This window comes from Actinophytocola oryzae, from assembly GCF_004364325.1.
Taxonomy (GTDB): domain Bacteria; phylum Actinomycetota; class Actinomycetes; order Mycobacteriales; family Pseudonocardiaceae; genus Actinophytocola; species Actinophytocola oryzae.
The window spans coordinates 82,985-109,012 of the sequence record NZ_SOCP01000018.1; the positions used below are offsets into that span (position 1 = coordinate 82,985).

Annotated in this window: 25 protein-coding genes; 13 read left to right on the plus strand and 12 right to left on the minus strand. The window is 71.7% G+C overall.

The features are described 5' to 3' along the window. From CLV71_RS36020 to CLV71_RS36035, 4 genes are all read left to right on the plus strand, one after another. The gene (locus CLV71_RS36020) at positions 1–1,236 is read left to right on the plus strand and encodes a YrhB domain-containing protein (RefSeq protein ID WP_243867045.1); all 1,236 of its coding nucleotides are present in this window, start codon (positions 1–3) and stop codon (positions 1,234–1,236) included. Positions 1,237–1,247: 11 nt separating this feature from the next. Then, positions 1,248–1,823 carry a hypothetical protein gene (locus CLV71_RS36025; protein ID WP_133907382.1) on the plus strand — a complete coding sequence of 192 codons (576 nt, stop codon included), beginning with the start codon at positions 1,248–1,250 and terminating at the stop codon, positions 1,821–1,823. 94 nt (positions 1,824–1,917) lie between these two features. Beyond that, entirely contained in the window at positions 1,918–3,375 is a 1,458-nt protein-coding gene (locus tag CLV71_RS36030; RefSeq protein ID WP_133907383.1) for a hypothetical protein, read from the plus strand. After that, a complete protein-coding gene (locus CLV71_RS36035) occupies positions 3,350–3,898 on the plus strand; it encodes a type VII secretion system-associated protein (protein WP_133907384.1) in 549 nt (182 codons plus the stop codon). Before CLV71_RS36030 ends, CLV71_RS36035 begins: the two co-directional genes overlap by 26 nt. 5 nt (positions 3,899–3,903) lie before the next feature. Here CLV71_RS36035 and CLV71_RS36040 read toward each other — a convergent pair whose 3' ends face one another. After that, positions 3,904–5,682, minus strand: coding sequence for an Hsp70 family protein (locus CLV71_RS36040; protein WP_133907385.1), 1,779 nt, complete (start codon positions 5,680–5,682; stop codon positions 3,904–3,906). A 161-nt stretch (positions 5,683–5,843) separates the two neighbouring features. Between CLV71_RS36040 and CLV71_RS36045 the strand changes: the two genes are divergently transcribed. Next, positions 5,844–6,509, plus strand: a complete 666-nt coding sequence (locus CLV71_RS36045) for a response regulator transcription factor (RefSeq protein ID WP_133907386.1) — start codon at positions 5,844–5,846, stop codon at positions 6,507–6,509. A gap of 30 nt (positions 6,510–6,539) precedes the next feature. On the opposite strand, the gene CLV71_RS36050 is transcribed toward CLV71_RS36045, so the two are convergent. The 4 genes from CLV71_RS36050 to CLV71_RS36065 all read right to left on the minus strand — a co-directional run bounded on the left by CLV71_RS36050 (position 6,540) and on the right by CLV71_RS36065 (position 9,837). After that, the gene (locus CLV71_RS36050; protein ID WP_133907387.1) at positions 6,540–7,058 is read right to left on the minus strand and encodes a hypothetical protein; all 519 of its coding nucleotides are present in this window, start codon (positions 7,056–7,058) and stop codon (positions 6,540–6,542) included. A gap of 206 nt (positions 7,059–7,264) precedes the next feature. Further along, a complete protein-coding gene (locus tag CLV71_RS36055; RefSeq protein ID WP_133907388.1) occupies positions 7,265–7,699 on the minus strand; it encodes a hypothetical protein in 435 nt (144 codons plus the stop codon). A 121-nt stretch (positions 7,700–7,820) separates the two neighbouring features. After that, on the minus strand, positions 7,821–9,314 hold the full coding sequence (locus CLV71_RS36060; protein ID WP_133907389.1) for a carboxylesterase/lipase family protein: 1,494 nt from the start codon (positions 9,312–9,314) through the stop codon (positions 7,821–7,823). Between the two features lie 52 nt (positions 9,315–9,366). Continuing rightward, positions 9,367–9,837: an FBP domain-containing protein gene (locus CLV71_RS36065; protein ID WP_133907390.1), complete on the minus strand. Its 471-nt coding sequence runs from the start codon at positions 9,835–9,837 to the stop codon at positions 9,367–9,369. Positions 9,838–9,893: 56 nt separating this feature from the next. Here CLV71_RS36065 and CLV71_RS36070 point away from each other — a divergent pair, with 56 nt between their 5' ends. Together CLV71_RS36070 and CLV71_RS36075 are read left to right on the plus strand one after the other, a co-directional pair. Next, complete coding sequence (locus CLV71_RS36070; protein ID WP_133907391.1) at positions 9,894–10,457, plus strand: TetR/AcrR family transcriptional regulator; 564 nt, start codon at positions 9,894–9,896, stop codon at positions 10,455–10,457. 64 nt (positions 10,458–10,521) lie between these two features. Then, positions 10,522–11,382 carry a S1 family peptidase gene (locus CLV71_RS36075; protein WP_243867047.1) on the plus strand — a complete coding sequence of 287 codons (861 nt, stop codon included), beginning with the start codon at positions 10,522–10,524 and terminating at the stop codon, positions 11,380–11,382. Here CLV71_RS36075 and CLV71_RS36080 read toward each other — a convergent pair whose 3' ends face one another. Genes CLV71_RS36080 through CLV71_RS36095 form a run of 4 tightly spaced genes read right to left on the minus strand, consistent with a single transcriptional unit; the run spans position 11,383 to position 14,420 of the window. Then, entirely contained in the window at positions 11,383–11,973 is a 591-nt protein-coding gene (locus tag CLV71_RS36080; RefSeq protein WP_133907392.1) for a hypothetical protein, read from the minus strand. A gap of 1 nt (position 11,974) precedes the next feature. Then, positions 11,975–12,796, minus strand: coding sequence for a phosphoenolpyruvate hydrolase family protein (locus CLV71_RS36085; RefSeq protein ID WP_133907393.1), 822 nt, complete (start codon positions 12,794–12,796; stop codon positions 11,975–11,977). A gap of 23 nt (positions 12,797–12,819) precedes the next feature. Further along, positions 12,820–13,158, minus strand: coding sequence for a hypothetical protein (locus tag CLV71_RS36090; protein ID WP_133907394.1), 339 nt, complete (start codon positions 13,156–13,158; stop codon positions 12,820–12,822). Further along, entirely contained in the window at positions 13,158–14,420 is a 1,263-nt protein-coding gene (locus CLV71_RS36095; RefSeq protein WP_243867048.1) for a Tm-1-like ATP-binding domain-containing protein, read from the minus strand. The genes CLV71_RS36090 and CLV71_RS36095 overlap by 1 nt, the downstream gene beginning before the upstream one ends. 93 nt (positions 14,421–14,513) lie before the next feature. On the opposite strand from CLV71_RS36095, the gene CLV71_RS36100 reads away from it, so the two are divergent. Beyond that, complete coding sequence (locus CLV71_RS36100) at positions 14,514–15,887, plus strand: aminotransferase-like domain-containing protein (protein WP_133907395.1); 1,374 nt, start codon at positions 14,514–14,516, stop codon at positions 15,885–15,887. Here the strand turns inward: CLV71_RS36100 and CLV71_RS36105 are convergent. Next, entirely contained in the window at positions 15,882–17,012 is a 1,131-nt protein-coding gene (locus CLV71_RS36105) for a glycosyltransferase family 9 protein (protein WP_243867051.1), read from the minus strand. The two genes, CLV71_RS36100 and CLV71_RS36105, sit on opposite strands and share 6 nt — an antisense overlap. Positions 17,013–17,101: 89 nt before the next feature. Here CLV71_RS36105 and CLV71_RS36110 point away from each other — a divergent pair, with 89 nt between their 5' ends. Further along, complete coding sequence (locus tag CLV71_RS36110; protein ID WP_133907396.1) at positions 17,102–17,506, plus strand: RidA family protein; 405 nt, start codon at positions 17,102–17,104, stop codon at positions 17,504–17,506. 12 nt (positions 17,507–17,518) lie between these two features. Beyond that, positions 17,519–18,277: an SGNH/GDSL hydrolase family protein gene (locus CLV71_RS36115; protein WP_243867053.1), complete on the plus strand. Its 759-nt coding sequence runs from the start codon at positions 17,519–17,521 to the stop codon at positions 18,275–18,277. A gap of 2 nt (positions 18,278–18,279) precedes the next feature. Here the strand turns inward: CLV71_RS36115 and CLV71_RS36120 are convergent, their stop codons facing one another. Both CLV71_RS36120 and CLV71_RS36125 read right to left on the minus strand, forming a co-directional pair. After that, positions 18,280–21,552: a CHAT domain-containing protein gene (locus tag CLV71_RS36120; protein WP_133907397.1), complete on the minus strand. Its 3,273-nt coding sequence runs from the start codon at positions 21,550–21,552 to the stop codon at positions 18,280–18,282. Between the two features lie 219 nt (positions 21,553–21,771). Next, complete coding sequence (locus CLV71_RS36125; protein ID WP_133907398.1) at positions 21,772–22,833, minus strand: LacI family DNA-binding transcriptional regulator; 1,062 nt, start codon at positions 22,831–22,833, stop codon at positions 21,772–21,774. A 159-nt stretch (positions 22,834–22,992) separates the two neighbouring features. On the opposite strand from CLV71_RS36125, the gene CLV71_RS36130 reads away from it, so the two are divergent. From CLV71_RS36130 to CLV71_RS36140, 3 genes are read left to right on the plus strand one after another with little or no spacing between them, the layout of a single operon-like run. Continuing rightward, complete coding sequence (locus tag CLV71_RS36130) at positions 22,993–24,282, plus strand: ABC transporter substrate-binding protein (RefSeq protein ID WP_133907399.1); 1,290 nt, start codon at positions 22,993–22,995, stop codon at positions 24,280–24,282. Between the two features lie 2 nt (positions 24,283–24,284). Further along, complete coding sequence (locus CLV71_RS36135; RefSeq protein ID WP_133907400.1) at positions 24,285–25,217, plus strand: carbohydrate ABC transporter permease; 933 nt, start codon at positions 24,285–24,287, stop codon at positions 25,215–25,217. Between the two features lie 5 nt (positions 25,218–25,222). Then, entirely contained in the window at positions 25,223–26,026 is an 804-nt protein-coding gene (locus tag CLV71_RS36140; protein ID WP_243867066.1) for a carbohydrate ABC transporter permease, read from the plus strand. The last annotated feature ends 2 nt before the right edge of the window (positions 26,027–26,028 follow it).

Sequence of the window (26,028 nt, forward strand, 5' to 3'; positions counted from 1 at the left end):
GTGCCCCTGCGTCTCGCGGCAGGCTGGCTGGACCACTCCTACGGCGGTCTCGTCACCGTCGACGGCGGCCAGCCGCTGCTCGAGACCGAGCTGAGCTGGCTGGTGCCCTGCGCCTACGCGGACCACCCCGGACCGCTGCTGGCCGCGACCCTCGCGGTGCCGAAGGACGGGACCGAGCCGTTCCCCGTGGGCAACTCGGACCCGCTGGCCCCTGAGACGGCCGACGGCTGGCAGTGGCGCGTCAACGCGCGTGGCTGCCTGGTCGCGACGGACGCGGCGGTCGACGACCGGCCTGCCTCCGCGCTGCCGTGGCGGCCGGCCGACGAGGCACCCGGCTGGTGGGACCGGTTGCTCACCAGGCACTTCCCGGCCGCCGAGGTGGCCACGTGCGCGACCTGGGACGACGTGACCTCGGCGATCGTCGCCGGCGGCCCGGGAACGCGCGGTGCGGTGTGGCTGCGCAGGCGCGTGGCCGGGGCGGAGCTCACCGGCCACCTGCTGTACGCCTACCACGCCGACGGCAAGGCCGTCGTCGTCGACGGGCAGCGTGGGGAGCCGGCCTGGCTCGACGACGAGGAGGTCGGCGGGCTCGTGCTGGCCCGCTTCCACCGCGCCGACCCCACCGGACCGCTCATGCCGTCGCTCGCGGCCGCGCCCGACCTCGCCGCGGCCGTCGACAAGGCCACGAGCTGGCTGGCCGGCGCCTACGACGGCGCCGTGACGCTCGTCGACCCGGCCGCCGGGGACGAGACCGCGCGTGGCTGGCTCTTCGCCTGTGCCACCAGGCGCTTCCAGGTCACCGGCGACTGGCGCGACCAGCTGCTGGATGCTGCACTGGTCGTCCCGAAGGCGGCGGGTACCGAGCCGTTCGGGCTGCCCAACGACGACCCCTGGACCTGGCTCAGCGCCTGGGACGCGGGCCGGGACGACCTCCCCGAGCCGCCGGAGCCCGGAGCGGCGTCCTGGTTCGGGCCGACCGCGGGGCAACTCGGGACGGTCCGGGCCACCAGTACGCACCAGAACTGGGGCGACGCGCTGCTGGCGTTGTCGGACCTGCCGAACGGCGCGAAGGCACTGGTCTGGCTGCGGCGCAGGGACGGGCGGGGCCGGGAGACCGTCGGCAACGTGCTGGTGGCCGTCAAGGACGGCGACGAGGTGCGGCTGGTCGACTCGCGCACATCCGAACCGGCGATCGAGCCGAACCCGCTCGCCGTGCACGTCGTCAGCTTCGGCTGAAAGGAGGCGTCATGGGCGACTGGTCCTTCGTCATCGACCCGGCGTGGCAGCCGGCCGAGGAGGGCGACGAGCCTCCGTTCGAGGCCGTCGTCGGTGGCTGGCTGCTCCGCGACGACGGCGCGGTCAGCCTGTTCCGGCCGAACCCGAGCTACCAGCCGTCCCGTCCCGGTCTGCCGACGGACCCCGTGGACGTCGTGCTGCAGCTCCTGTCCGCCGAGGACGACAGCGAGGACGACAGCGAGGACGACAGCGAGGACAGTGACAGCGGGAGTCGCGGCGAGGACGAGCAGCTCGGCGAGGAGCTGCTGACCGCGCTGCAGGAGGTGCTCCTCGGCGTGGCCGTCGACGAGCACGGCATGGCACTGGTGGTCCCCGCCCCGGACGGTGTGCCCTCGGTGCTCGTGGCCACCGCACCCGCGCACCGGGCCAGGGTCGACGCCGAGAGCTGGCGTGAGGTGACCGTCGTGGAGCTGGTCGCCGCCCTGCCTCCCGAAGGCGTGGACATCCTCCTCAACCCCGGCGCGCCCGCGTCGACCCGCCTGATCGCCGACGCCGTCCGCCTCTCGGTCACGATGCCCGGTTCGTGAGGGGAAGCCCGGCGATGTCCCCTCGCCGGGCCCCGGTCCGGGACGGACGTGCCCTCCCCGTGTGATCGTGGGTTCTCGAACGGAGGGGAGCCCGATGTCCTTGCTGACCAGAATCCGTGGGCGTGCCGGGTTCGGCCGGACCAGGATCGGTGCTGCCGTGGTGGTGCACGCCGCCGACGGGGTGACCGACGAGGCCCGCGCGCTCGCCGAGTCGCTGCCCGCAGACCCCGAGCACGAGCTGGTCGTGGCGGACGTGCCGCCGGTGTCCGCGATCGACGTGTGGCAGTCGTTCGCCGCCGCGCTGCCGAGAGGCCGCAGGTCCCTGCGGGTCGTGCCAGGTCAGGAGCCGCGTGAGATCGCGCCGTACGTGTGGCAGTGGCTCGCCGACCGGCTCGGCCGAGGCGTGCTCGCGCCCTACGGCCTGACCCAGAACCGTGCGGGCACGCTCTTCGTGCACTCGATCGACCAGAGCGGCTGGGTGTCGTTCGGCAAGGGCAAGGCACCCGCCTGGACGGGCAAGCGTTTCCCCCAGCCGGTCTGGGACACCATCGAGGTCTCGCAGGTCCGGTCCGCGGGCTTCCGAGGCGTCGCCGAGCCGTTGCCCGCCGGGGTGTGGCTGCGCCCGGACGTCGACCAGGGAGTGCTCACCACCGGCCGCAACAGGCTCGCCGCGACGCTGCCGTGCCTGCCGGACACCCCGTTGATCGTGCTCGGCGTGTGTGATGCCGCGGACCTCGACATCGCCGACGTCGCGGCGTTCTGGCGGACGCTGCCGCCGAACCTCGCCGCGTCGGCACGGTTCGTCCAGTACGGCGGGCTGACGCTGCCGCACGGCGCGACCTTCGGCCAGCACCTCGCGGACGCGCTCGGCATGGAGATCTGCGCCTACACCGGCATTCCCACCGGCACCCCGGACAAGCTCGACGTGCTGGCGCTGCGCCAGGACGGCTCCCTGGGTGCCAGTGCCTTCGCGCAGGCGTTCGCCTACCGCCCGGGTGGCCCGGCCACCGGCAGGCTGTGTGCGCACCGGGCACCGCTCGACGGCCTCGGCGAGGTGGCGCCGGGGGTCTACTGGTACGCGCCGGACGTCGTGGTCGAGGTCGTCAGGGCCGGGCTGTGGCTCCGGCCCGCGGAACAGATCACGGACCCGACCGGCGTTCGCGCCGCACCGCTCGACCCACCGCACAGCCTGCTGCTGTACGAGGCGACCGATCCCGCGAGGGCGGACCGGCTCGCCGAGGTGGCGGCGGAGCTGCGTGACCGCCTCGACGAGGAGACCCGTTCGGCGACCCTGCTGATGCCGAGCACGGCCCTGGCAGGCGCGCCATCGGGGGTCACGCGGCCGGCCGCGCCCCTGCCGGTGGAGCCGTCGCCGCCCGTCGTCGAGGTCCAGGACCCGCCCGCCGAACCGGTCGACGCGGGCGGGACCGACGACACCGACGACACCGACCTGCCGTGGCTTTCGCGCCTGATGGAGACCGTGTCGATCCCGGCGCCCGCCCGTCCGTCCAGAGTGGAGGTCCAGGATGACGGAGCCCGAGGCACCCGCTGAGCCGGACGGGAGGTTCATCTTCCTGGTCGACCCGGCGTGGCGCCCGACGGAGGAGTCGACCACCACGCCGATGACGTCCATCATCGGCGCCTGGCCGCTGTCCGACGACGGTGTCCGCGGCCGTTTCCAGCCGAACCCGGTCTACTTCCCGTCCACACCGGACTCCCCGCTGGACCCGGTCGACGCGGTGCTCGGCAAGCTGGCCGCCGGCGAGTTCGACGCCGACCTGCTGCCCGAGGTGCTGACCGACGTCATGTTCGGCATCGCGCTCGACGAGCGGGGTGTCGCGATCGTCCGCCACGCACCGGACGGCGTGCCCTCGGTGCTGGTGACGACCTCCTACGGGCACCGCGAACGGGTCGACGCGGCGGACTGGCGCAACGTGACGCTCACCGAGCTGGCCGAGGCGCTGCCGGCACGGGGCGTGGACGTGCTGCTCAACCCCGGCGCGTCGACGTCGATGCGGGTGCTGGCCGACGCCGTCCGCGCCGCGGTCCGCGAGCACGCCGAGACCAGCGGGTAGTGCCGTCAGCCCAGCTTGTCGCAGGAGGTGGCGTCGGCGTCCTTCGCGGCGTCGGCCTCCCAGCGGACGTGCGAGAACGTGGCGTCGAAGGTCTGCTCCGTGTACACGAGGAACGGGGTGTTGACCTTCTTCGGGTCCAGCCCGCCCGCGGTGAAGCAGCTCAGCGGGATCTTGACCGTGGACCGCTTCTCCGGCTTGAGGTGTTGCAGCACCGCTGTGATCGGCACCTCGGCGCCGCACGGGTACTCGCAGTGCACGGCCACCGTGGTGCGGGCCACGGGGGGCGCGTGCACGGCGACGTCGAAGACCAGCGCGCCGGAGTCGGCGTAGGACTTCAGGTCCTCGGTGCCGTCGGCGTTCTGGAGGTACATCTGCGCGGCGGTGCCGTGCCAGGCGATCCGCAGGCCGCCGCCGTCCGGTGTGGCGGAGATGGGGCCCTGGACCGCGCCGTCCTTGGTGATCTCGACGCCGCCCCAGTTCTCCCCGGACGCGATGAAGCCGGTCCACGGCTTGACGGCCCCGTTGTCCAGCACCTTCATGGTGGGTGGTGGGCCCGCCTCCTGGGCCTGGCCGCCGCTGGAGGTGAGCAGCAGGGTCGTGACCACGCCGACGAGCACCACCGCGGCCACGGCCATCGCGGGCACCAGCCACCTGCGTTTCGGCGTGGGCGACAGGGTGAAGTCCGGCGGCGGGGCAGCGGAGACCGCGGCGGGCACGGCGGTGGGCGCGGGCCGGTTGGCGGCCTCCGCGGCCGCGCCGAGCGCCACCGTGAACTTGGGGTGCAGGGTCACCCGCACCGGCTTGCCGAACTCCTTGGACACCAGCTGCCAGACGAGCGGGATGCGCGACGAGCCGCCCGCGAGCAGCACCGCCGACAGGTCGTCGGGACGCAGGCCTGCCGAGGCCACGGTCCGGCGCAGCGCGTCGGTCGTGAGCTGCACCGACGGCCGGATCATCTCGTTGAACTCGAGCCGGGTGATCGTGACCTCGCGCGGCCCGGACGGCAGCGGCACGGTCAGGGTCACGTCCGGCTCGGTCGACAGGTCCTCCTTGGCCCGCACGCACATGCCGCGGATCGCCGCGAGCGCGGCGGTGGCGGCCGGGTCGGTGGGGTCGAGTGCGCCGATCGCGCCGTCCAGCCGCTCGTCCAGGTGCGCGAGGAGCGTCTCGTCGAAGTCGATGCCGCCGAGGTGCTCGATGCCCTCGGGGACGCCGAGGATCTCCATCCCGCCGGGCCGCATGCGCAGGATCGTGGAGTCGAACGTGCCGCCGCCGAGGTCGTAGACGGCGACGACCTCGCCGTCGCCGAGCCGCCGCTCGGCGGAGTAGTGCGTCGCCGCCGCCTCTGGCTCGGTGAGCAGCTGGTAGCCGGGCAGACCGGCCAGCTTGGGCACCTCGCCGAACTGCTCGCGCCGGTAGGGGCCCCAGATCGCCGGGCAGGTCAGCACGACCGAGCCGGGCGGACCGCCCATGGCCCTGGTGACGGTGAACAGCACGTCGCGGAGCTGTGCGGCCATCAGCGCGGTCGGCGAGTACGCGGCGCCGCCGAGCACCAGCGGCGTCGGGTCGCCGAGGCGGCGCTTGAAGTTGCGGGCGATGCGGGCGGGGTCACCCGCCGCGGCGAGCGCGGCCGGACCGGTGAGGATGGCGCCGTCCGGCGCGGGACAGGCCACGGAGGGGACGACCACGCCGGGACTCAGCGCCACCATGCGGGTGCCACCGGGGCCGCTGACAGCGGCGGACGTGAACGAGGTGCCGAGATCGATCCCTACGCCGTAGCTCATGGCATCTCCGACTCTCCATCGGTGAAGCACAGGAATATCCAACTAAACGAAGCTATAGTAACAACCATGTCGTCGGGTCACCCCTCCATGGTCACGGGGCCCGCACCCCTGTTCGTTCATCGCCTGCTCAACGTGCTGGTCAGATCCGGGTCGGTCGCCACGTGCGGGTAGCGATCGCCGAGGACGGCGCATTATTCCGCGAGGGTCTGTCACTGCTGCTGCGGGCCGCCGGTCACGACGTGGTCGGGTGCGTCGGCGACGGTGACTCACTGCTCGGGATCGTCGCCGCCAACCCGGTGGACGTCGCGATCCTGGACGTGCGGATGCCGCCGGAACCCGAGGGCGGCCTGACGACCGCGGCCCGCATCCGGGCGGCCTACCCCGCCACCGGCCTGCTGCTGCTGTCCCACCACGCGGAGACCCACTACCTGACCCGGGTGCTGGAGATCGGCGCCGAGGGCATCGGCTACCGGCTCAAGGAGCGGATCGCGGGCATACAGGTGCTCGCCGACACGCTGGACCGCATCGCGGCCGGTGAGATCGTGATCGAGCCCGCGGTGGCCAAGCGGCTCGTGGAGGTCCCGTCGAAGAGCGCGGAGAACACCATCGCCGCGCTGACCGAGCGTGAGCTGGACGTACTGCGGCTGATGGCGCAGGGCCGCGCCAACAACGCGATAGCCGGGGCGTTGTTCGTGTCGGCCAAGGTGGTGGAGAAGCACATCGCGTCGATCTTCGCGAAGCTCGAGCTGCCGGGTGACCAGACCGTGCACCACAGGAGGGTGCTGGCGGTCCTCGCCTACCTTCGTGCCACCGGACTGGACGGGTGAGCCCGTTCGGCGTCACCCGTCCGCCCCGGGTCACGGGTGGTAGAGCTCGGCGACCTCGGCGATCCGGTCCTGCGCGTCGACCTTGATCTCGGCGGTCAGGCCGCCGTCGTCGAGTGCGGCCAGCAGCTGCTCCGCGGTGCAGGGCTGGTTGCCGCGCCCGTCGGCGCCGATGGAGAGCCCCGTGTCCGTGTCGGCCGGGCAGATTGAGCCGGCGCTGAAGACCTTCACGTCGGGCGCCAACGGCAGCCGGTGCGGCCCGTCGCCGGGCACGTCCACGTAGCGCGCCTCCATGTTGCCCTCACCCGGCTCCAGCTGGACCAGCTCGAAACCGACCATCCTGAGGTCGCGGTCGTACCCGGTCAGTGCCGCGGTGACCGTGGTCCCGGGGAACCGCAGCTCGTCGACGGGTGCGGCCCCACTCGTGTCGCTCACCTTCTCGACGTCACCGCCCGATGGCTTGGTGCCCGCGTCGTCGCTGGTGTCACAGGCAGTGGTCCCACCGGCGGCGAGAACGGCGGCGACGAGGAGTCCGACAGTGGTGTTGCGCATTTCTTCCCCTTTGTTTTCCCGTGGATTTCGAAGTCGCACCGGTGAGCATTCACAAAAGGAGACGCCTCGGCTTCCGGGGAGGTTCCACGAAGAAGGAAGGAATTGGAGGCAACCTTGGCAAGCGATGCGACTACCAGTGGAAACCGAAGAAATGTGCCACTCGTCGACCGGAATTTTCTTTCTCGCCGACAACGTCACGGGGGTGCTCAGGGAATGAGACGGGCGAGTGTGTCCGTGACCACCCGGACCGACGGGCGGCGGCCACCGTCGGGTTCGTGGGTCAGCCAGCGGACCGGACCTCTTCCGGTCACGCTCGGCGGCAGCGGGACCCGGCAGCCCGACGGGAGCCTGCCGACCGCCGCGGGCAGGCGCGGCGTGGACACCGGCACCTCGACGGGCTCCAGCAGCACGACGCTCGGCTCGGCGAGATCGACCACCGGGCACGAGAAGTCCATGGCGCGCAGGGCGGCGACCAGTTCCACGGCGAGCGCGGTCGGCATCCGGAGACCCCAGAGGTCGTCGTCCAGTTCCAGAGCCAGCTGGTTGCCGTCGACGGTCGTCGTCCAGCCCAGTTCCAGGTGGTAGGTGTGCGCGGCGTGGCGCAGCTGGTCGCCGGTGGTGTCGGCGAAGTCGATGGTCATTCCGGTTCTCCCCAGCATCGGCCGTCCTACCACCGATGCTGCCGACCGTCGCCGTCGCCGTCATTGGGCCTGTCCCCCCGGTTCGCGGGGCCAGCCCACCGGTTCGGGTAGGGCAGGCCCCCTACAGGGCCGCCCAGAACGAGCAGTGGTGCGCCGCCGCGAAGTCGGTCTCCGGTTGGGGGTGGGGTGGGACAAGGGACTGCGTCAGCTGCCTGCCGTCGGTGAACCTCGGCCACAGCGGGGTGGCGTGGTCGGCGAACGAGGTCCACGACCGGCGCATCGCGGAGGCCAGCTTCTCCTGCGACGGGGACAGCCCCGCGGGTGCGCCGAGGTCGAACAGGTACGGCAGCTCGGCGGCGTGGGCGGCACCCTGCGGGAAGCTCACGGGTGGCAGCAGAGCCGGGGCGTTCTCGTCGTTGAACTCGTAGGCGTAGGTGGGGACGTACTTCGCCGCCGCCCTGCTCACCGTCAGGCCGGGGCAGGCGAAGATCGCGTCCGTGCCGACCGCGCCGAGGGCCAGCGGGGGCGCCGCGTACGCCGTCAGCGGGTACTCCGCCGCTATCGCGTTCGCCGCCTGCGGTGGGACACCGAGCAGCGACCCGATCATCGGGACGTAGTTCTCCGCCGTCACCGGCCGGCCCCGCAGCTCGTCCGCCGCCACGAACAGGCGCCATTCGTCCCGGTTCGTGCCGTTGACGACCGGGACCCTCGCGAACTGGCCCGTCACCAGTGCGTCGCCGATCGACCGGGTCAGCGTCCGGCCGTCCAGGTTCGGGGTGTAGCCGTCGGACTGGTGTGCCAGCACGGTTTCCACCGGCAGGTCGCGCAGGCACGCCGCCGACTGGTCGGGGCAGCCCGCCGCCGTCGCGAACGCCTCGCCCTGCGCCTCGGCCGCCGACTGGGTCTTCTGCGTCAGCTCGTACGCGCCGCTCTGGACGATCGCGCGGTCGAACAGGCCACGGGAAAGTGGTGACGCCAGATGGGAAAGCACGCTCAGCCCACCGGCCGACTCGCCGAAGATCGTTACGTTGTGCGGGTTTCCGCCGAAGTGCCCGATGTTGCGGGAAACCCAGCGCAGCGCCAGCTGCTGGTCCATCAGGCCGTAGTCGCCCGTCGGCCCGCCGTTCGAGAACGCCGGGTGGGCAAGGAAACCGAGTGCCCCGAGTCGGTAGTTGACGGTCACCACCACGACACCGTCACGCACCAGCTTCGTCGGGTCGTACGCGCCGCCGGAGCCGTTGACCAGTGAGCCACCGTGGAGCCACACCATCACCGGCGCGTCGCGTGCGACCTTCGGCGTGAGGACGTTGAGGTACAGGCAGTCCTCCGACGCGCTCGGCGGGTCGAAGAAGCCCTGGTTCTGTGCGCACGGCGACCCCAGCTCGTCGGCGTCGCGGACGCCCTGCCACCGCGCGGGGGACCGGGGCGGTTGCCAGCGAAGGGATCCGACCGGGGGAGCCGCGTACGGGATGCCGAGGAACCGCTCCTGTCCGCCGGTCGTCACGCCGCGGACGAGGCCGTCGGTCGTGGGCACCACCGGCGCGTGTGCCGCCGGGCCGGTCAGCGTCGCCGTGAGCGCGAGGGCCACGGCACCGAGTGTCACTCCAGGAGGCATCGTCGACTCCTTCAGGGAAAGCAGGGTTCACCCACTCTCGCAGAGAAGGGGGTCAGCCCGCGAGTACCCGCTCGAGGAACGCGGCCACGTTCGCCGTCGTGCGGTCGATCTGTTCGGCCAGCGTGAGCGACTCCTCTAGGCGCCGCCCGGTGTCCTTCCTGCCACGCAGGTGAAGCGAGCAGTCGAGGTCACCGCACACGTAGACGCCGACGGAGTTGTCGCCCCGCGCGGACTTGCGTGCCGTCATCAAAGCCACGCCGTCGCCGGGGTGCGTGGTGAGGCACCACGCGCACATGCCGGTCCGCCGGTGCCGCCCGGGCGGCGCGACCCGCAACGCCACCCCGACGAGCCCGTCGCCGTGCTCCGCGACCACGTACGCCCGCTCCATGTCCCGCCAGCCCAGGAAGTCCAGGTCGTCCCACGGTCGCTCGGCGAGGTCCCTCGGTACGGCCATGCGCTTGGCCTCGCCCTTCGTGCTGTTCACGAAGGAGGCCCGGATCTCCCGTTCGGTCACCGCTCTCATGGACACCATCCTAGGAGCCCTAGGCAAATGGTTATGTCACCTAGGTAGGATGAGGCATGGCACGCGCAGGACTGACCACCGACCGCCTGATCCGCGCGGCGGCGGAGCTGGCCGACGAGATCGGCTTCGAGAACGTGACCGTCTCGGCTCTGGCGCGTGGCTTCGGTGTCAAGGACGCGAGCCTTTACTCACACATCAGGAACCTGCGGGACCTGCGCAACCGGGTGGCGGAGCTGGCGCTGACCGAGCTGGCCGACCGGGTGGCCGACGCCATCGCGGGCCGCGCGGGACAGGACGCGCTGGTGGCGTTCGGGAACGCCTACCGCGACTACGCGAAACGCCATCCCGGCCGGTACGTGGCGTCCCGCCTCGGCCTGGACCCCACGACCACGGCGGCGGACGCGGCCCGTCGTCACTCCGACCTGACCAGGTCGCTGCTGCGCGGCTACGCTCTGCCCGACCCGGCCCAGACGGATGCGATCAGGCTGCTGCACAGCACCTTTCACGGTTACGTCAGCCTGGAGGCGGTCGGCTTGTTCGACCATCACCCGCGCGCAGTGGAGGTTTCGTGGAACAATGCGCTGAAAGCGCTCGATGTCCTGCTGAAGAACTGGCCGTAGGGACAGATTTTCGTGCGCGTTCACACATTGACGCAACCGACCCGGGGTCTCGGACGTGATCTAGGTGGTGAGGAGAAACTCGGGTAGACGCAGGCGCCGTCTGGCAGCCCTGGCGACCGCGGTCGTCACGGGTGCCGGTGTGGCTTTCGCCTACGTCGTCACCGGTGGCACGGTGACGTGGCCGAGTGAGGCAGCCGCGCCGCACACGGCCGCGGGCACCCAGTCGTCGCCCCCGAGCACGACCACCACCCCGCCGCCGCCACCCCCGGTCCTCCCGTTCAACGCGAAGCTGACCTCGCAGGACATCCCGGTCAAGGGCGGTGGCGTCCGCAGCGGGGCGTGCAGTGGCTCGCTGATCGCGCCCCAGTGGGTGATCACGGCCGGGCACTGCTTCCACGACATCAACGACGTCCGCGTCGGCGGGCCGCCGCAGTACACGATGTCCGTCGTGATCGGCAAGCTCAAGGACAGCGACCCGGGCGGCCACGCGGCCCAGGTCGTCGACGTGCGTCAGTCGCCGCTGAACGACCTGGCGGTGGTGAAGCTCGACAAGGCCGTCAAGGACGTGGTGCCGCTGCAGATGGCCACCACGCCGCCCGCGATGGGCCAGCCCCTGCAGTTCGCGGGCTGGGGCTCGCTCTCCGCGACGGTGCTCGGGCCGTCTGACCACCTGAAGCGTGGCCAGTTCACGGTTTCCGGCATCGGTGAGTACACGCTCGAGGCCCAGCCGGTCGGTGTGCGCACGGTAGAGAACGGCCCGTGTCCCGAGGACTCCGGCGGCCCGTTCTTCATCTCCGACGACGACCGCACGGGCATGCTGGTGGCCATCGTGAACACCGGGCCGCCCTGCCCGCAGCCCGGCGCGGAGATCATCGCGCGGGTCGACGTCGTGGCCGGCTGGATCCAGCAGCAGATCGTGGCGTAGTCACAGGTCGAGAGCGGCGGAAACCCGATCGGCCAACTCGTCCTCGCCGACACCGAGGTCGACGTCGATGCCGGTCAACCCGAGCCGCCTGGTCTCACCGGCGAGGTGCTCGGTGAACAGCCGGTCCCGTTCGAGCAGGTTCGCGAGGGTTCGCTCCGGATCACTGGTCCAGCCCGGGATGTCGACGCCCCGCTTGGCGAACGCCGCCTCCCGGAACCGGGGCGTCGGCAGCAACCACACGGCGTTCCCGGCGAGCGGCGCGACGAGCCGGGGCAGCAACCGGAACCCCTCGACGATGATCCGGCCCGACATCCGCTCGAGGTCGTCGAGAATGAGCCCGAAACCCTCGCCACGGAACCAGTGGAAGGTCTCGACCATCTCCCGGGGTGACCGGCGCAGCCAGCGCTCGTCCATGTCCATGGCCAGGAACCGGTGCAGGTACGGGGCGTCGTCAGGGGTGGTGCGCGTGGCGTGGTCGGCCATCGTGTCGTCGGTGGCGTACACGGTCAGTCCGTGCCTGGCCGCGAGCCGCGCTGCGGTGGTCGACTTTCCGGCGCCACTGCCCCCGCCGAGCCAGTAGACCTGCCTCATGTCAGAGGCTCATGGCCTTGAAGGTCTCCGCCTGGGCGCGGATCGCGGTCTCCGTCGGCAGGCGCTCCATCGAGGAGGCGCCGAAGAAGCCGACCACGCCCTCGGTGTGGCGCAGGACGTACTGCGCGTCCTCCGGCTCGGCGATGGGACCGCCGTGGCACAGCACGAGGATCTCCGGGTTCACGGCCACCGCGGCGTCCCGCATGGCCTGTACGGCTGCGGCTGCCTGGTCGAGCGACATGGTCGTCTTCGCCCCGATGGCGCCCTTCGCCGTCAGGCCGACGTGGGGGACGAGCACGTCCGCGCCCGCACGGGCCAGCTCGGCGGCCTGGTCGGGGTCGAACGCGTACGGCGCGGTGAACATCCCCCGGTCCGCGGCCAGGCGGATCATGTCGATCTCCAGGCCGAAGCCCATGCCGGTCTCCTCGAGGTTCTCGCGGAACGTCCCGTCGTAGAGACCGACCGTCGGGAAGTTCTGCACCCCCGAGAAACCCAGGCGCACCAGCTCGTCGAGGAACGACCCCATCAGGCGGAACGGGTCCGTGCCGCACACCCCGGCGAGCACCGGCGTGTCCCGCACGACCGGCAGCACCTCGCCGGCCATCTCCACCACGATCGCGTTCGCGTCGCCGTAGGGCAGCAGCCCGGCCAGCGAGCCGCGGCCCGCCATCCGGTATCTGCCGGAGTTGTAGATGATCAGCAGGTCGACCCCGCCCGCCTCGGCGGCCTTGGCGGACAGGCCGGTGCCCGCACCCGCGCCGACGACCGGACGACCCGAGCGGACCGTCGAGACCAGCCGCTCCCGCACCTCGTCGCGTCGCATGCCAACCCCTCCCACGTGCGAGGCTACGGCGTCCACAGCCCGGCGGCCGTCCGCACGACCAGCCTCGGAGCTCCCTCGTCGCTCGGCGACGGCAGCGAGAGCAGGCCGTCGACCACCTCGGTCAGACCACCGTGCAGCTCCCACACCACGCCGCCCGCGCGGTCGCAGCGCAGCCCTGCCGCGTCGGTCGTGAACCGCACGGTCACCGCGTCCACCCAGCCGTCCGGCCACGCACGCACGCCGCGCACCTCGACCAGCTCGCCCTCCGACGAGACCGGCAGGAACCGCCATCCCGCGTTGCGCAGGTCGACAAGCCTGCGCAGCTCGGGGAACTCGGCGAGCGCCGCCCCCTCCGTCGTCATCAAGCATGTCCCCCGTGTGTCGTGATCAGCCGGTGCAGCGCCTCGGCTGCCGCCCTGCCGAACCCCTTGTCGTTGATGTGGCTGTCCACGTCGTGCACAACCACGGAGGACCCCGCCAGCCCGGCGCGGATCTCGGCCAGGCACGCCTCGTCGGCGGCGGTGTCCTCGAAACGCATACCCGGTCCGTCGATGCCGGAAACTCCACCCAGCGGCAGGAAGACCTCGACGGGGCCGGTCGCGGCGGCGACCTTGTCGGCGATGCGCCTGCCCAGGGTGGCCATCTCGTCCCGGGTCGTGCGCATCAGCGTCACGGTCGGGTTGTGCACCAGGAACGTGCGGTCGGCGAAGCGCTCCGGCACCGTCTCCCGGGGACCGAAGTTGACCATGTCGAGCGCGCCGACGCTCACCACTTGGGGGATCCCCGCCCGGCCCGCGGCCTCCAGCCGCTCCGGCCCCGCGGTGAGCACGCCGCCGACCAGGTCGTCCGCCAGCTCGGTCGTCGTGAGGTCGAGCACCCCGTCCACCAGCCCGGACGCCACGAGCGACTCCATCGCCCGCCCGCCGGACCCGGTCGCGTGGAACACCAGCACCTCGTAGCCGAGGTCGGTGAGCACGTCCCGCGCCTCGTCGACGGCCGGGGTCGTCAGCCCGAACATCGAGGCCGCGACGACCGGCCTGCGCTCGCCCCGCTCCGGCGCGTTGCGCCGCGTCCCGTGGTGTGCCGCCATGCCCGCGACGGCCGCCACCGCGTTGCCCAGCACCATCTCCGAGACGGAGTTGACCCCGCTGATGTCGACGACGGAGTACATGAGCGTCACGTCGACGTCGCCGACGTAGGGCCGCACGTCCCCGGACGCCATGGTCGACACGAGCAGCTTCGGTACCCCCACCGGCAGCGCGCGCATCACCCGCCCGGCAACCGAGGAGCCGCCGGAACCACCCACCGCGAGCACGGCGTCGAGCCGACCCTCCCGGTACAGGCGGGTCACGACCGCGGCGGCGCCGTCACCCATGACCTCCATCGCGTGACCACGGTCACCCTGCGCGCGCAGCTGTCCGAGGTCGGCCCCCGCCTCGGCGGCCACCTCGCCGGAGGTCACGTCGGCGAGGCCGGCGCCGTCGGAGAACGGGCCGACGTCGACACCCAGGACCGAGCACCCGTGCTCGACGAGCCGTTCGCGCAGCCAGCGGTACTCGGCCTGCTTGGTGTCGAACGTCCCGAGCAGCGCGACGGTCGGCATCGACCGGTCCTCCTCGATCAAGGGGCAGTAGGGTTCCCGGCCATCCTTGCCAGCGGTCACGGTGAGGCGATAGACCACTCAGACCGGATTGGCCCATGGGGAGAAGTGGAGCATATGCCGGACGGACACCGCGTCGCCGCCGCCACGCTCAGCCGCCTGCTCGACGGCTGGGCGACGACCCACGACGAGACGCTCTACCTGCGGCTCGCCGAGGCGATGACCGACCTGATCCGCAGCAACACCCTGCCGGACGGCACGATCCTGCCCTCGCAGCGCAGTCTCGCCGAGGCGCTCGGCATCGCGCGCGGCACGGTGACCAGGGTGTACGAGACGTTGGCCGCGGGGGACCTGATCGAGGCCCGCCGGGGCACCGGCTCACGGATCCGGGGCAGGGGCGCGGTGAGCCACGTGACCGGCGACGCCCGCCTCATCACCTACGACGGCCACCACGGCACCGAGATCGACCTGACCAGCGGCGCGCTGCCCGGGTTGCCGCTGGTCGTCGAGGCCTTCGGCCGCCTCGACCCGGCCCGGCTGGCGGTCGAGGTGGCCACGGACGGCTACCACCCCAAGGGCATGCCGGTGCTGAGGTCCGCCGTCGCCGACCACTACACCCGCGGCGGCCTGCCGACCACCCCGGACCAGATCCTGATCACCTCCGGCGCCCAGCACGCGGTCTGGCTCGTCGCGCACGCACTGGTCGGCCAGGGCGACGACGTGATCGTCGAGGAGCCGACCTACCGGGGCGCACTCGAGGCGTTCCGGCACGCGGGCGGGCAGCTCCGCTGTGTCCCGGTCCGGGAGGAAGGGCTGGACGTCGACCACCTCGCCAGGCTGCTGGGACACCGCAGGCCGCGCCTGCTGTACTGCCAGCCGGGCGTGCACAACCCGACGGGCGTCGGCCTGTCGCGGTCGGGTCGCCGCAGGCTGGCCGACCTGGCCGAACACCACGGTGTGACGGTCGTGGACGACACCTCGTTCGCCGAGCTGGCCCTGTCGGCGGACGTCGCGCCGCCGCTGCCCGGCGCGATCCTGGTGGGCACGGCGTCGAAGCTGTTCTGGGGCGGGTTGCGGGTGGGTTGGGTGCGTACCGCGCCCGACCTGGTGGACCGGCTGGTCGCGCTGCGCAGGGCGTCGGACCTCGCCACCCCGGTGGCCGACCAGCTGGTGACGGTCGACCTGCTGGCCAACGCCGAGGCGGCACGCGCGACGCGGGCGGCGGACCTGCGTGCGAGCCTGGACCGGACGGTCGAGCTGCTGGCCGGCCGGGTGCCGTCGTGGTCGTGGCAGCGGCCCGCGGGCGGCACGGGGCTGTGGATCGACACGGGCGGGAACGCGGTGACGCTGGTGGAACACGCACGACGGCAGGGTGTGCGGCTGGTGGCCGGGCCGGCGTTCTCGGCGTTCAACGGCTTCTCGCGGCACGTGCGGCTGCCGTACTGGCATCCGGTGGAGCTGTTGTCGGAGGCGCTGGACCGGGTCCTATAGGTAGCGCAGGTGCAGGTTGTCGACGGAGAACATCGCGTCGGTCCGCCCGGCGAACAGGGGCTCGAGCCGGGCGAAGTGGTCGCGCATCGCGGTGTCGAAGTCGGCCTGGCCGCCGAGCAGCCATTCCGCGCCACGCACGATCTCGTCGAGGTCGCCGTCGATGCGCTCGGCGGACATGCTCGGCGAGCGGGGCCCGTCGTCCTGCACCGGCTCCGGGTTGTTGCCGAGCATGACGTAGCAGGGAAAGCGTTCGAGGTCGGGGAGAACCGAGTAGAAGGGGACCCCGGGGTTGAAGTAGTACTCGGCCCAGTCGTTCCCGGCGATCGCGAGCCACGGCGTGCCGACGGCCATGCACGCGAACGCGAACCCGGTGTGCGGTGCGAGGAAGACCCCGCAGCGCTGGACGGCGGCGAGCTGTCGCGCGAGTGGGACGTCCACGGCACCGACCGCGTCGGGGACGGCCCGTGCCATGGCGTCGAACTCGTCCCGGGTGAAGGTGGTGCTGGTACGGCCGTCGTCGGCCAGCTTCCCGACGAGGACGAACCGGGCGTCGGGCCACCGGTCGGCAAGCGCGCGCAACACCCGCAGCCACGAGTCGAGGGACGGATAACGCCACCGGGGCCCACTCCCGCCCGGCATCACCGCGATGGTGGTCCGGTCGCCGGGCAGCAGCTCCTCGGCCCAGGCCGTCGCGTCGTCCGGCAGCGCGAGGTCGAGCCGGTTACCGGCCCGGTAGGACGGTCGTGGCGCGCCGACCACCAGGTGTTCCCCGGTGGTCCGGAAGTGTGCCGCGGCGATGTCGTAGTACCCGGCCAACCCCGGGAAGAAGTCCCGCTGGAAGGGCTGGTGCCCCCGGGGATCGTCCACGACCCAGTCCCAGTCGGCGGGCACGTGGGCGAGGACGTCGTCGGTTGGCTGCCCGAAGACGTCGACGTCCACTGTGTACAGATCGTCGACGTGCGGACACCACCGCGCGAGGTCCACGGCGGTGTTGGCCTTCAGCACCAACCCGACCCGGCGCGTGGGATCGGCCAGCTTGTAGCCGAGGCAGTACTGCACCGCCTCGACGGCGTGCCCTACGGGGTGGCAGTAGACGAAGTTGACGAGCATCGACTCAGCGACCACATCCCCGACCTTAGGACGCCGCGCCACCGGGTTTCCGGCACCGCGAGGTCGACGGCGGCCGGTCGTCCCAGGTGGAGCATGCTGGAGGCATGTCTGCGAAGATCACGCGCGTCAACCCGGACGGGGTGCACGTGCCGGAGGAGTACCACCAGGTCACGATCGTCGAGGCGGGGCCGACCGCCCACCTGGCGGGTCAGTGCCCGATGGACGCGTCCGGCGAGCTGGTCGGCGACGGCGACCTCGCCGCGCAGGTCGACCAGGTCGTCGCCAACTCGATGGCCGCGCTCGCCGCCGCGGGTGCCCGCCCCGACCAGGTCGTGCGGAGCGTCGTCTACGTCGCGAGCGCCGACCAGACCGACCTCGTCGCCGTGTGGGACCGGCTCAACGCCTCGCCGCTCGCCGACGCCTTCACCACCGCCAGCACTCTCCTCGGCGTCGCCCAGCTCGGCTACCGGGGTCAGCTGGTCGAGGTCGACCTCACGGCGGCCCTGTAGACAATGGACCGTGTGAGCGTGAGATACGCGGCGATCGGCGACAGCTTCACCGAGGGCGTCGGCGACGAGCAGCCGGACGGTTCGGTGCGTGGCTGGGCGGACCTGGTGGCGGTGGGACTGGCACGCGAGGAGGCCGTCCAGTACGTGAACCTGGCCGTGCGGGGCCGTCTGCTGGCGCCGATCGTGAGCGGCCAGCTGGAGACGGCCCTGGCACTGGACCCGCCGCCGACCCTGGTGACCTTCAACGGCGGCGGCAACGACATGTTGCGCCCCCGCACCGACGTCGCCGAACTGGTCGCCCTGACCACCCGCGCGGTCCGCCGCTGCCTCGACGCGGGCGTCCGCCTGGTCCTGCTGAGCGGCGCCGACCCGTCGGACCAGCTGCCGTTCGGCAGGACCATCCGCAGACGCGGCGAGGAGCTGACGGCCCGAGTCGCCGAGTTGGCCGCGGCCAACGACATCCCGCTGGTGGACGTCTTCCACGACACCGAGATCCGCCGGCAGCACTACTGGTCCGCCGACCGCCTCCACCTCAACGCGACGGGGCACGAACGAGTGGCGGGCCTGGTGCTGGCGGCACTGGACGGCGCCCCCGCCCCACAGCCGAACGACTCACCCCCGCAGGTGGCGCGCGGTCTCGCCGCCGAGGCCAGGTACTACTGGCAGCACGTGCTGCCGTGGGTGAACCGCCGCCTGCGTGGCCGCTCCTCCGGCGACACCCTCGACGCCAAGCACCCGGTCTGGACGGTCATCGAGCAGGCAGGCGTGTGACCTCAGGCACCCGCGTGGACGAACGGTGCCCAGGTGCTCGGGCGGTCGGGATCACGGTCGCGCAGCTCGCGGGTGACCCGGTGCAGGGCGCGGGCCGTGCCCGAGGCGTCCGGATAGCCGTGGCGGACCAGCAGGGGGTAGAGGGCACGCGACACGGCGAGCGCGGCGTCGTCCCAGACGGTCCACAGGGTGGCGACCACGTGGCGCCAGCCGGACTGGTGCATGGCGCTCGCGATGGCGACCACCTCGTCCAGGTTGGCGATGCCCGTGGTCGCGGTCGTGCACGCGGACAGGAAGGCGAACTCGCCGCCCGGGTGGTCGGTCAGCACGTCGATGCCGACCAGGCCCTCGGTCTCCCAGTCGTACGGCAGCAGCCCGCCGGCCAACGGGTTGCGCAGCGACTGCGTGCCGTGGCACGACGCGTGGAACCAGTCGTGCTCGACCAGCTCAGCCGAAACGGCCTCGCGGGTGGCGCCGGCGTCGGCGAGCACGGTCGGCTTCTCGAACAGCTCCGCCAGCAGGTGCTGCTCGTCCTCGGTGCCGGGAAGTCGGCGCCTGCCAGGGGTTTCCGGCAACGCGACCACGAGCATGCCGGTGGCCGCGGGCCGGGTGCGCGGGCGGGCGAGTGAGCGGGCCGTTGTGGCGTAGGAGGAAACGACCCGGTCGAGGACGCTGCGGCCGGCGGTTCCGTGGTATCCGGCGGCATGCAGGGGCAGCACGGTGAGCGCACCCGTGGGGCACCACCACAGCCGCGGCCAGTTGCCGGTCGGTGTGCTCGTGTGGCCGAGCGCGGACAGCACGGGCTCCGCCACGTGGTCCCACAGCCACTCGAGGACGTCGGAGATCCCGTGCTCCAGCACGAGGCGGTCGGCGCTGCTGCCGTGCGTGCCCTCGAACTCCTGGAGCGCGCCGAGGTAGCGCCCCGCCGCGTCGCGCACCGTGTCGACCGTCAGCGTCGGCAGGGGCACGACCGTGACGCCGTCGTGGGACAGGACCAGCGCGTCGCACCGCCACGAGCTGACGTTGAGCAGGACGATCCGGTCGTTTCCCTTGCGTGGCAACAGGTCTTCCAGACGCGGCGGGTGGAGGAACCGTGCGGGGTCCGGCAGGTCGGCGGTCCTGGGGAGCCCGCGCACGCGTGCGGCGAGGACGTCGAACTCCTGGGCGGCCCACAGCCGCGACTCCTCGTCGTCGTTGCCGACGCCGTCGAGCACGGCACGGCACGCGGCCAGGTCCGCGGCCACGTCGGGGTACGCGTGCCGCAGCATGGTCAGGTCGGTGCGCGTGCCGAGCAGGTGCGACCACGTGATGCCGCGCCCCTGCTCGAGCATCTCGACCGCGAGGGCGCCGTCGCCAGCCTCGATCGCGCACGCCGCGGCGTCCCTCGCGATCGCCGCGGCGACCGTCTCCATCGGGTACTGCTGGTCGTCGCGGCTGACCTCCCGCCACAGCAGCAACGGCAGCAGGCGCACCGCGTCCGCGTACGCCGCGACGGCCGAAGCGGGGCCCTCCGCGTCGGCGATGGCCTCGGCCCGGCCGCGGGCGGCCTTGAGCCTCGCGATCGTCGGCGCCGTGGTCATGGTGGCGGCCCTCGTCCACGTGGCGACCGCGTGCTCGAGGTCGCGGGCCTCGCCGGTCGTCGTGTGACGCAGGTGCAGCGCGGCGGCGAGGTTGCCGAACACGCCGGCGAGGCCGGGGTGCGTCTCCGGCATCACGTCGGTGGCCTGCAGCGCCATCGCGATGGCCTCGTTGATGTCGTCGAGGGCGCCGAGCCGCGCGAACCTGGTCTGCAGCAGGCTGCCGAGGTTCGTGAGCATGGCGGGGAAGCTCGGGTCCTCGGGGTCCGTCGCGGCGACGGCGCCACGGCACGCGGTGATGGCGTCGTTCAGGTCGGTCGGCTCGCCGCGCTCGTCGAACCGCATGCGCAGCGCGCCGCCGAGGTTCGCCAGGACCGCGGCGTGCTCCTGGTGGGTCGGCGGCACCGCCTCGAGCGCGCCGCGGATCGCGGTGACCGCCTCGTCGAGGTCGGCGACGTTCCCGGTGCGCTGGTAGCGCAGCCGCAGCACCGCGCCGAGGTTGGACAGCCAGCCGCCGTCGCCCTCGACGATGCCGACCGCGCGGCGCATGACGTCCACGGCGTCGTCGAGGTCGGTCAGGCTGCCGCTGTGGCCGAAGCGCCGCCAGAGCGCCGAGGACAGGATGGACAGCATCTTGTCGAGGGCGGGGTCGTCCACTCTGGCGGTGCCGACGGCGGCACGTGCGGTGGTGACGGCCTCGTCGAGGTCGGTGAGCTGGCCCAGGTGGAGGAAGCGTTCGACCAGCACCTCGGCGAGGTCGGCGAGCCTGCCCGAGACGTCGCGGTGGTCGGGGGTCGTGGCCGCGACGGCGTTGCGGGCCGCGACCAGGGTGGCGTCCACGTCCTCCAGCGCGCCGCTGCGCATTGCCTTCTCCCACGCCGCCCGCGCGAGCACGGACCAGCGTTCGCCGAGGTCGGGATCCCCCGGCGAGGTCCGCCGCAACGCGAGCGACGCCAGCGCGATCGCCTCGTCGATGTCGTCGTCGGTCCCGGTGACCCCGATGCGTGAGCGCAGCGCGAGGCCGAGGATCGACATGTACGTCGTCAGCTCGGGGTCGTCGGGTGGCGTGGCCGCGACGGCCTTCCGACCGATCTCGACGGCCTCGTCGAGGTGGGACAGCGAGTCGCCGTGCTCGAAGAGGGACTGCAGCGTGAGGCTGAGCAGGATGAGGTACCTGGACAGCTCGGTGCTGCCCTCCGGCGTGAGCTCCACGGCCCTGCGGTCGTTGGCGAGCGCCCGGTCCAGCTCGGCCCTGTTGTTGTCGCGCTTGAACAGCTTCTGGCGCGTGTCGCTCAGGTAGGACAGGTAGTGCGGCAGGTTGGGGTCGTCCTCCGGCAGCTTGCCGACGGCGGAGGCGAGCATGCGGATGGCCCTCGGCAGTATCGACGAGTCGCCGTTGCTCCCACTGAGCAGCTCGATCGCCGCCTGGGCCTGTGCCTGCGGGTCGGTGGCCGCGTCGTACTCGTCGAAGAAGTCGAGCAGCTCCTGCGGCACGACGTCCCGCTCGAGCTCCACGATCGCGGCGACCAGCGACATGGCGGCCTGCAGGTCCTCGTCGCCCTCGGTCGTCCCGAGGGCGCGGTACCGGCACCAGTGCACCCAGGCGATGACCTTGGCGATCTCGAGCGGAACCCCGCCCGGGTCCGAGGACGCGACGTCCCACAGGTTCCTCGCGTGGACCAGTGCGCGCTCGGCCACCACCCCACGGTGATCACCCCGTTGGAACGCGATGATCCGAGAACGCAGGTGAGCCGTCCACCGGGCAATCGACATCGCTGCTCCCAGGCTGGCCTCCTCTTGGCTCAGCGTGGCTGCACTCTAACCGACGCTCCGGCGTTCCCTCTCCTCGACGACACGCATGGTGTAGACCTCCCCTGGTTGCCGGCTCGGGCCGGTACGCAGTGTGAGGAAGTCGTGTCAGTCGCGGGCCCGCAGTGGTGCGATCGGTACCGCTGTCGAGTCGCGGAGGACCAGGCGGCACGGGTTCGCGTGCTTGCCGGGGGCCGGGTCGCCGTTGATGGCGGCCAGCAGCAGGTCCGCCGCGGTGCGGCCCAGCTTCTCCAGCTCCATGTCGACGCTGGTCAGCGGTGGCTGGCAGGCGAGCGCCATGACGTCCCAGTTGTCGAAGCCGACCAGTGCGACGTCGTCGGGGACCCGCCGCCCGGCCGCGCGCAGTGCGTCGGCCACGCCGCGGGCTATCTGGTCGCTGCCGCAGAACACCGCGTCGAGGTCGTTGGCCGCGCCGAGCAGGATCTGCACGGCCTGGCGGCCCCACGCCTCGCTCCACTCGCCGAACAGCGGCGGCGCCACCAGGGTGAGGCCGGACTCCGACAGGCGGGCCCGCGCCGCCGCGGCGCGGACCGCCGCGGAGTGGTGGTGCTCGGGGCCCGTGATGTGGGCGACGCGGCGACGGCCGATGCCGAGCAGGTGGTCGACGGCCTTGGCCGCGCCGCCCGCCTCGTCGGGGACCACCGAGCAGTCGTCCGGGTCGGCTGAGCTGATGAAGGCGTAGACCACCGGGATCGGGAGGTCCGTCCCGATCGGGGGGCGGGCCTGCGTGCGCCGTCCCGTGACGATGATGCCGTCCACCCGGCGGCTGAGCAGGGTGCGCAGGTAGTACTGCTCGCGGATCGGGTCGTCACGGGCGTCGCAGAGGAAGACCGACATCTCACCGGCACCCAGTGCGTCCTCGGCACCCATGAGCAGGGGGATGCTGAAGCGGCCGATCGTGTCCGTGGTGATCATGCCGACCGTGTAGGTGCGGCCGGAGTTCAGTGCCACGGCGGCCTTGTTGGCCTGGAAGCCCAGCTGTTCCGCAGCCGACAGCACTCGGCGGCGGGTCTCCACGCGCAGGGACCCGCGACCGTTCAGCGCCTTGGACACCGTGCCGACCGAGACGCCGGCCAGCAGGGCCACGTCGCTGATCGTGGCGGGCTTGGCCAGGTTTCCGTCGGTTTCCGCAGGTTTCCTCGGTGGCATTGTCGCAGGGTACCTCCGGTGTGCCGGACAAAAGGCCCAGAACCGCGAAGATGTCGGTCTTGACACCCCCGAGCCGCCGCGCCTAGCGTTGCGGAAACCGGTTTCCGTATTTTCCTCATCACTCCTCGAAGCTCAACGCCAGCGGTGTCGGAGGCAACGATGAGTACACGTTCACGCGCAGTCGCACTGTTATCCGCCTGCGCACTCGCGCTGGCGGGATGCCAGAGCGGCCCGTCGACCACCTCCGGCGAGGACACCGGCGCGGTCGACGACGGCACCACCATCACCATGTGGACCCGGTCGCCGACGGCCACCTTCAGCCAGACCCTGATCGACGCGTACAACGCGAGCCACGAGAACCAGGTCAAGCTCACCGTCTTCCCCGCCGACTCCTACCAGCAGAAGGTCGGCACGGCCGCGGGCGCGAAGCAGCTGCCCGACGTGCTCGCCTCGGACGTCGTCTACGCACCCAACTACGCGTCCAAGGGCTTGTACCTCGACCTCACCGAGCGCGTGAACGCCCTGCCGTTCAAGGACACGCTCGCACCCGCGCACATGAAGACCGCGACCTACGACGGCAGGTTCTACGGCGTCCCGCACGACATCGACCTGTCCGCCGTGTTCTACAACAAGGTTCTCTTCACCCGCGCCGGACTGGACCCCGAGACCCCACCGACCACCCTGGAGGAGATGGCCGGGGCCGCCAAGAAGATCCAGGCACTCGGCGGTGGGGTCAGCGGCTACTTCTTCGGCGGCGCCTGCCCCGGCTGCCAGCTCTTCACCAGCTGGCCGATGATCTGGGCCTCCGGCGGGGAGGTGCTCAACGAGAAGGGCACCGCGTCCACTCTGGACAACGCGACCGCCGCGAAGGTGTACGGGTTCCTGCGTCAGCTCTACGCAGACGGCTCGGTGCCGGAGTCGGCCAAGAACGAGTCCGGTCCCACGTGGACGCAGGCGTTCAGCGAGGGCAAGGTCGGCATCCAGCCCATGGGTGCCACGGCCCTGCAGGGCATCAAGGAGGGGCCGGACCTCCAGGTCGGCGTCGCCCCCATCCCCGGCCTGACCGGCGGCAGCTCGTCGTTCGTCGGCGGCGACGTGCTCGGCATCAGCGCCAACAGCAGGCACGCGGCGGCGGCGTGGGACTTCATCTCCTGGACCCTGTCCGAGGACGCGCAGGTCGACGTCGTGGCCAAGAACAAGAACATCACGGTCCGCGCCGACCTCGCGGACAACGAGTACGCCAAGCAGGACCCGAGGCTCGGCGTGTTCAACAAGCTCGCGGGTGAGGGCCGGACACCGATCTCGGTCAACTTCGGTAAGACCTTCAACGACCCCAACGGTCCGTGGACCCAGACGGTGATCGACGCCGTGTTCGGCGGCGAGGACACGGCGAAGGTGCTGCGCGACCACAACTCGGCGATCACCGAGTCACTGTCGAGTGGCGGCTGACCGTGGTGTCGCTGTCGCCACCCAGGGTGTCGGCGCCGCCCGGGAGACGGGCGCGGGCACCGGGCCGTCGCCGGTCGGCGCTCCACCGGGACAGGCGCAGGCTGGGGCTGCTGTACTCCGCCCCGATGGCCGCGCTGGTGCTGGTGCTGTTCGTCATCCCGCTGGTGCTGCTGGTGTGGATGTCGTTCAACCACTGGCCGCTGCTCGGCGCGTCGGCACCCAACGGCGTCGAGAGCTACGAGGCGTTGCGGGACCCCCTCTTCCTGCGCGCGGTGTGGTTCACGCTGAAGTACACGCTCGTCACCACGGTCGTGCTCGGCCTCGTCGCGTTCGGGCTCGCGCTGCTGGTGCAACGCGACCGGCCGGGCGTCGGCGGGTTCCGCACGGTCTTCTTCCTGCCGAGCGCGGTCGGGCTCGCGTCGACGAGCCTGTTGTTCTACGGGCTGTTCAACACCGACGCCTCACCGCTCAACGAGTTCGTCGAGTGGCTCGGCCTCGGCCGCGTCGACTGGCTCGGCTCCAACGCCAGCACGCTCGGCTCGTCCGTCGGCATGATCACGTGGCGGTTCGCCGGGTTCTACATGCTGATCCTGATGACCGGCCTGCAGAGCATCGACCCGGCGCTGTACGAGGCGGCACGCATCGACGGCGCGAACCGGGGGCAGATCATGTGGCGCGTGACGCTGCCGTTGCTGCGCCCCACGCTGGCGTTGACGATGGTCCTGTCCGTCACGGGTTCCCTGCTGGCGTTCGACCAGTTCTTCATCCTCACCGGTGGGCGGCACGACACCGCGACCGTCGTGATCGACATCTACCGCGAGGCCTTCCTGTCACAGGACCTCGGCCGTGCCGCCGCCGTCTCCGTGGCCACGCTCGTCGTGCTGATCGTGCTCAACCTCGCGCAGATGCGGCTGATCCGGCGGGAGGGGCGGTGAACGTCATGCGCAGACCGGGTTTCTACATCACCTGCGCCGCGCTCGCCGTGCTGTTCCTGTTGCCGATGCTGTGGACGGCCTACTCCTCGGTGCACGGCAGACAGGCGGCGGCCGACAACGGCTTCGGCGTGGACAACTACCGCCGCCTCGCCGACTACGGCACCGGGATCGGCACCTACCTGGCCAACACGACCGTGGTCGCGCTCGTGGCCGTCTCGGTGACCGTGGTGACGACCACGCTCGGCGGCTATGCCATGGCACGCCTCGCCTTCCCCGGCAGGAACCTGCTCTTCGTCGTCACACTGGCGATCCTGATGGTGCCGTACACGACGATCCTGGTGCCGCTGTACATCCTGCTCGGCTGGATCGGCCTGCAGAACTCGCTCTTCGGCCTCGGGCTCGTGATGGCCGTGCTACAGCTGCCCTTCGGGCTGTTCATGATGCGGAACTCCTTCGAGGCGCTGCCGGTCGAGCTGGAGGAGGCCGCGCTGATCGACGGCTGCACGGTCGGCGGCGCGTTGCGGCGGGTGCTGCTGCGCGGGGTGCTGCCCGGCGTCGTCACCATCGCGCTGTTCTCGTTCCTCGCCGCGTGGAACGAGTTCGTCGCGCCGCTGATCTTCCTGACCGACGGCGAGAAGTTCACGCTGCCGGTCGCGTTGTTCAACCTCCAGTCCGGCAACCTCGGCTCGGTCGACTTCGGCGCACTCCAGGCCGGCGTGGTCACCTCCGCGCTGCCGTGCGTGGCGGTCTTCCTGATACTGCAGCGCTACTACGTACGCGGTTTCACCTCGGGTGCACTCAAGGGCTGAAG

Coding starts and splice junctions, on each gene's coding strand:
- CLV71_RS36025 (WP_133907382.1), top strand. CDS start 1,248: ATGGGCGACTGGTCCTTCGTCATCGACCCGGCGTGGCAGCCGGCCGAG.
- CLV71_RS36030 (WP_133907383.1), top strand. CDS start 1,918: ATGTCCTTGCTGACCAGAATCCGTGGGCGTGCCGGGTTCGGCCGGACC.
- CLV71_RS36035 (WP_133907384.1), top strand. CDS start 3,350: ATGACGGAGCCCGAGGCACCCGCTGAGCCGGACGGGAGGTTCATCTTC.
- CLV71_RS36040 (WP_133907385.1), bottom strand. CDS start 5,682: ATGAGCTACGGCGTAGGGATCGATCTCGGCACCTCGTTCACGTCCGCC.
- CLV71_RS36050 (WP_133907387.1), bottom strand. CDS start 7,058: ATGCGCAACACCACTGTCGGACTCCTCGTCGCCGCCGTTCTCGCCGCC.
- CLV71_RS36055 (WP_133907388.1), bottom strand. CDS start 7,699: ATGACCATCGACTTCGCCGACACCACCGGCGACCAGCTGCGCCACGCC.
- CLV71_RS36060 (WP_133907389.1), bottom strand. CDS start 9,314: ATGCCTCCTGGAGTGACACTCGGTGCCGTGGCCCTCGCGCTCACGGCG.
- CLV71_RS36065 (WP_133907390.1), bottom strand. CDS start 9,837: ATGAGAGCGGTGACCGAACGGGAGATCCGGGCCTCCTTCGTGAACAGC.
- CLV71_RS36070 (WP_133907391.1), top strand. CDS start 9,894: ATGGCACGCGCAGGACTGACCACCGACCGCCTGATCCGCGCGGCGGCG.
- CLV71_RS36080 (WP_133907392.1), bottom strand. CDS start 11,973: ATGAGGCAGGTCTACTGGCTCGGCGGGGGCAGTGGCGCCGGAAAGTCG.
- CLV71_RS36085 (WP_133907393.1), bottom strand. CDS start 12,796: ATGCGACGCGACGAGGTGCGGGAGCGGCTGGTCTCGACGGTCCGCTCG.
- CLV71_RS36090 (WP_133907394.1), bottom strand. CDS start 13,158: ATGACGACGGAGGGGGCGGCGCTCGCCGAGTTCCCCGAGCTGCGCAGG.
- CLV71_RS36100 (WP_133907395.1), top strand. CDS start 14,514: ATGCCGGACGGACACCGCGTCGCCGCCGCCACGCTCAGCCGCCTGCTC.
- CLV71_RS36110 (WP_133907396.1), top strand. CDS start 17,102: ATGTCTGCGAAGATCACGCGCGTCAACCCGGACGGGGTGCACGTGCCG.
- CLV71_RS36125 (WP_133907398.1), bottom strand. CDS start 22,833: ATGCCACCGAGGAAACCTGCGGAAACCGACGGAAACCTGGCCAAGCCC.
- CLV71_RS36130 (WP_133907399.1), top strand. CDS start 22,993: ATGAGTACACGTTCACGCGCAGTCGCACTGTTATCCGCCTGCGCACTC.
- CLV71_RS36140 (WP_243867066.1), top strand. CDS start 25,223: ATGCGCAGACCGGGTTTCTACATCACCTGCGCCGCGCTCGCCGTGCTG.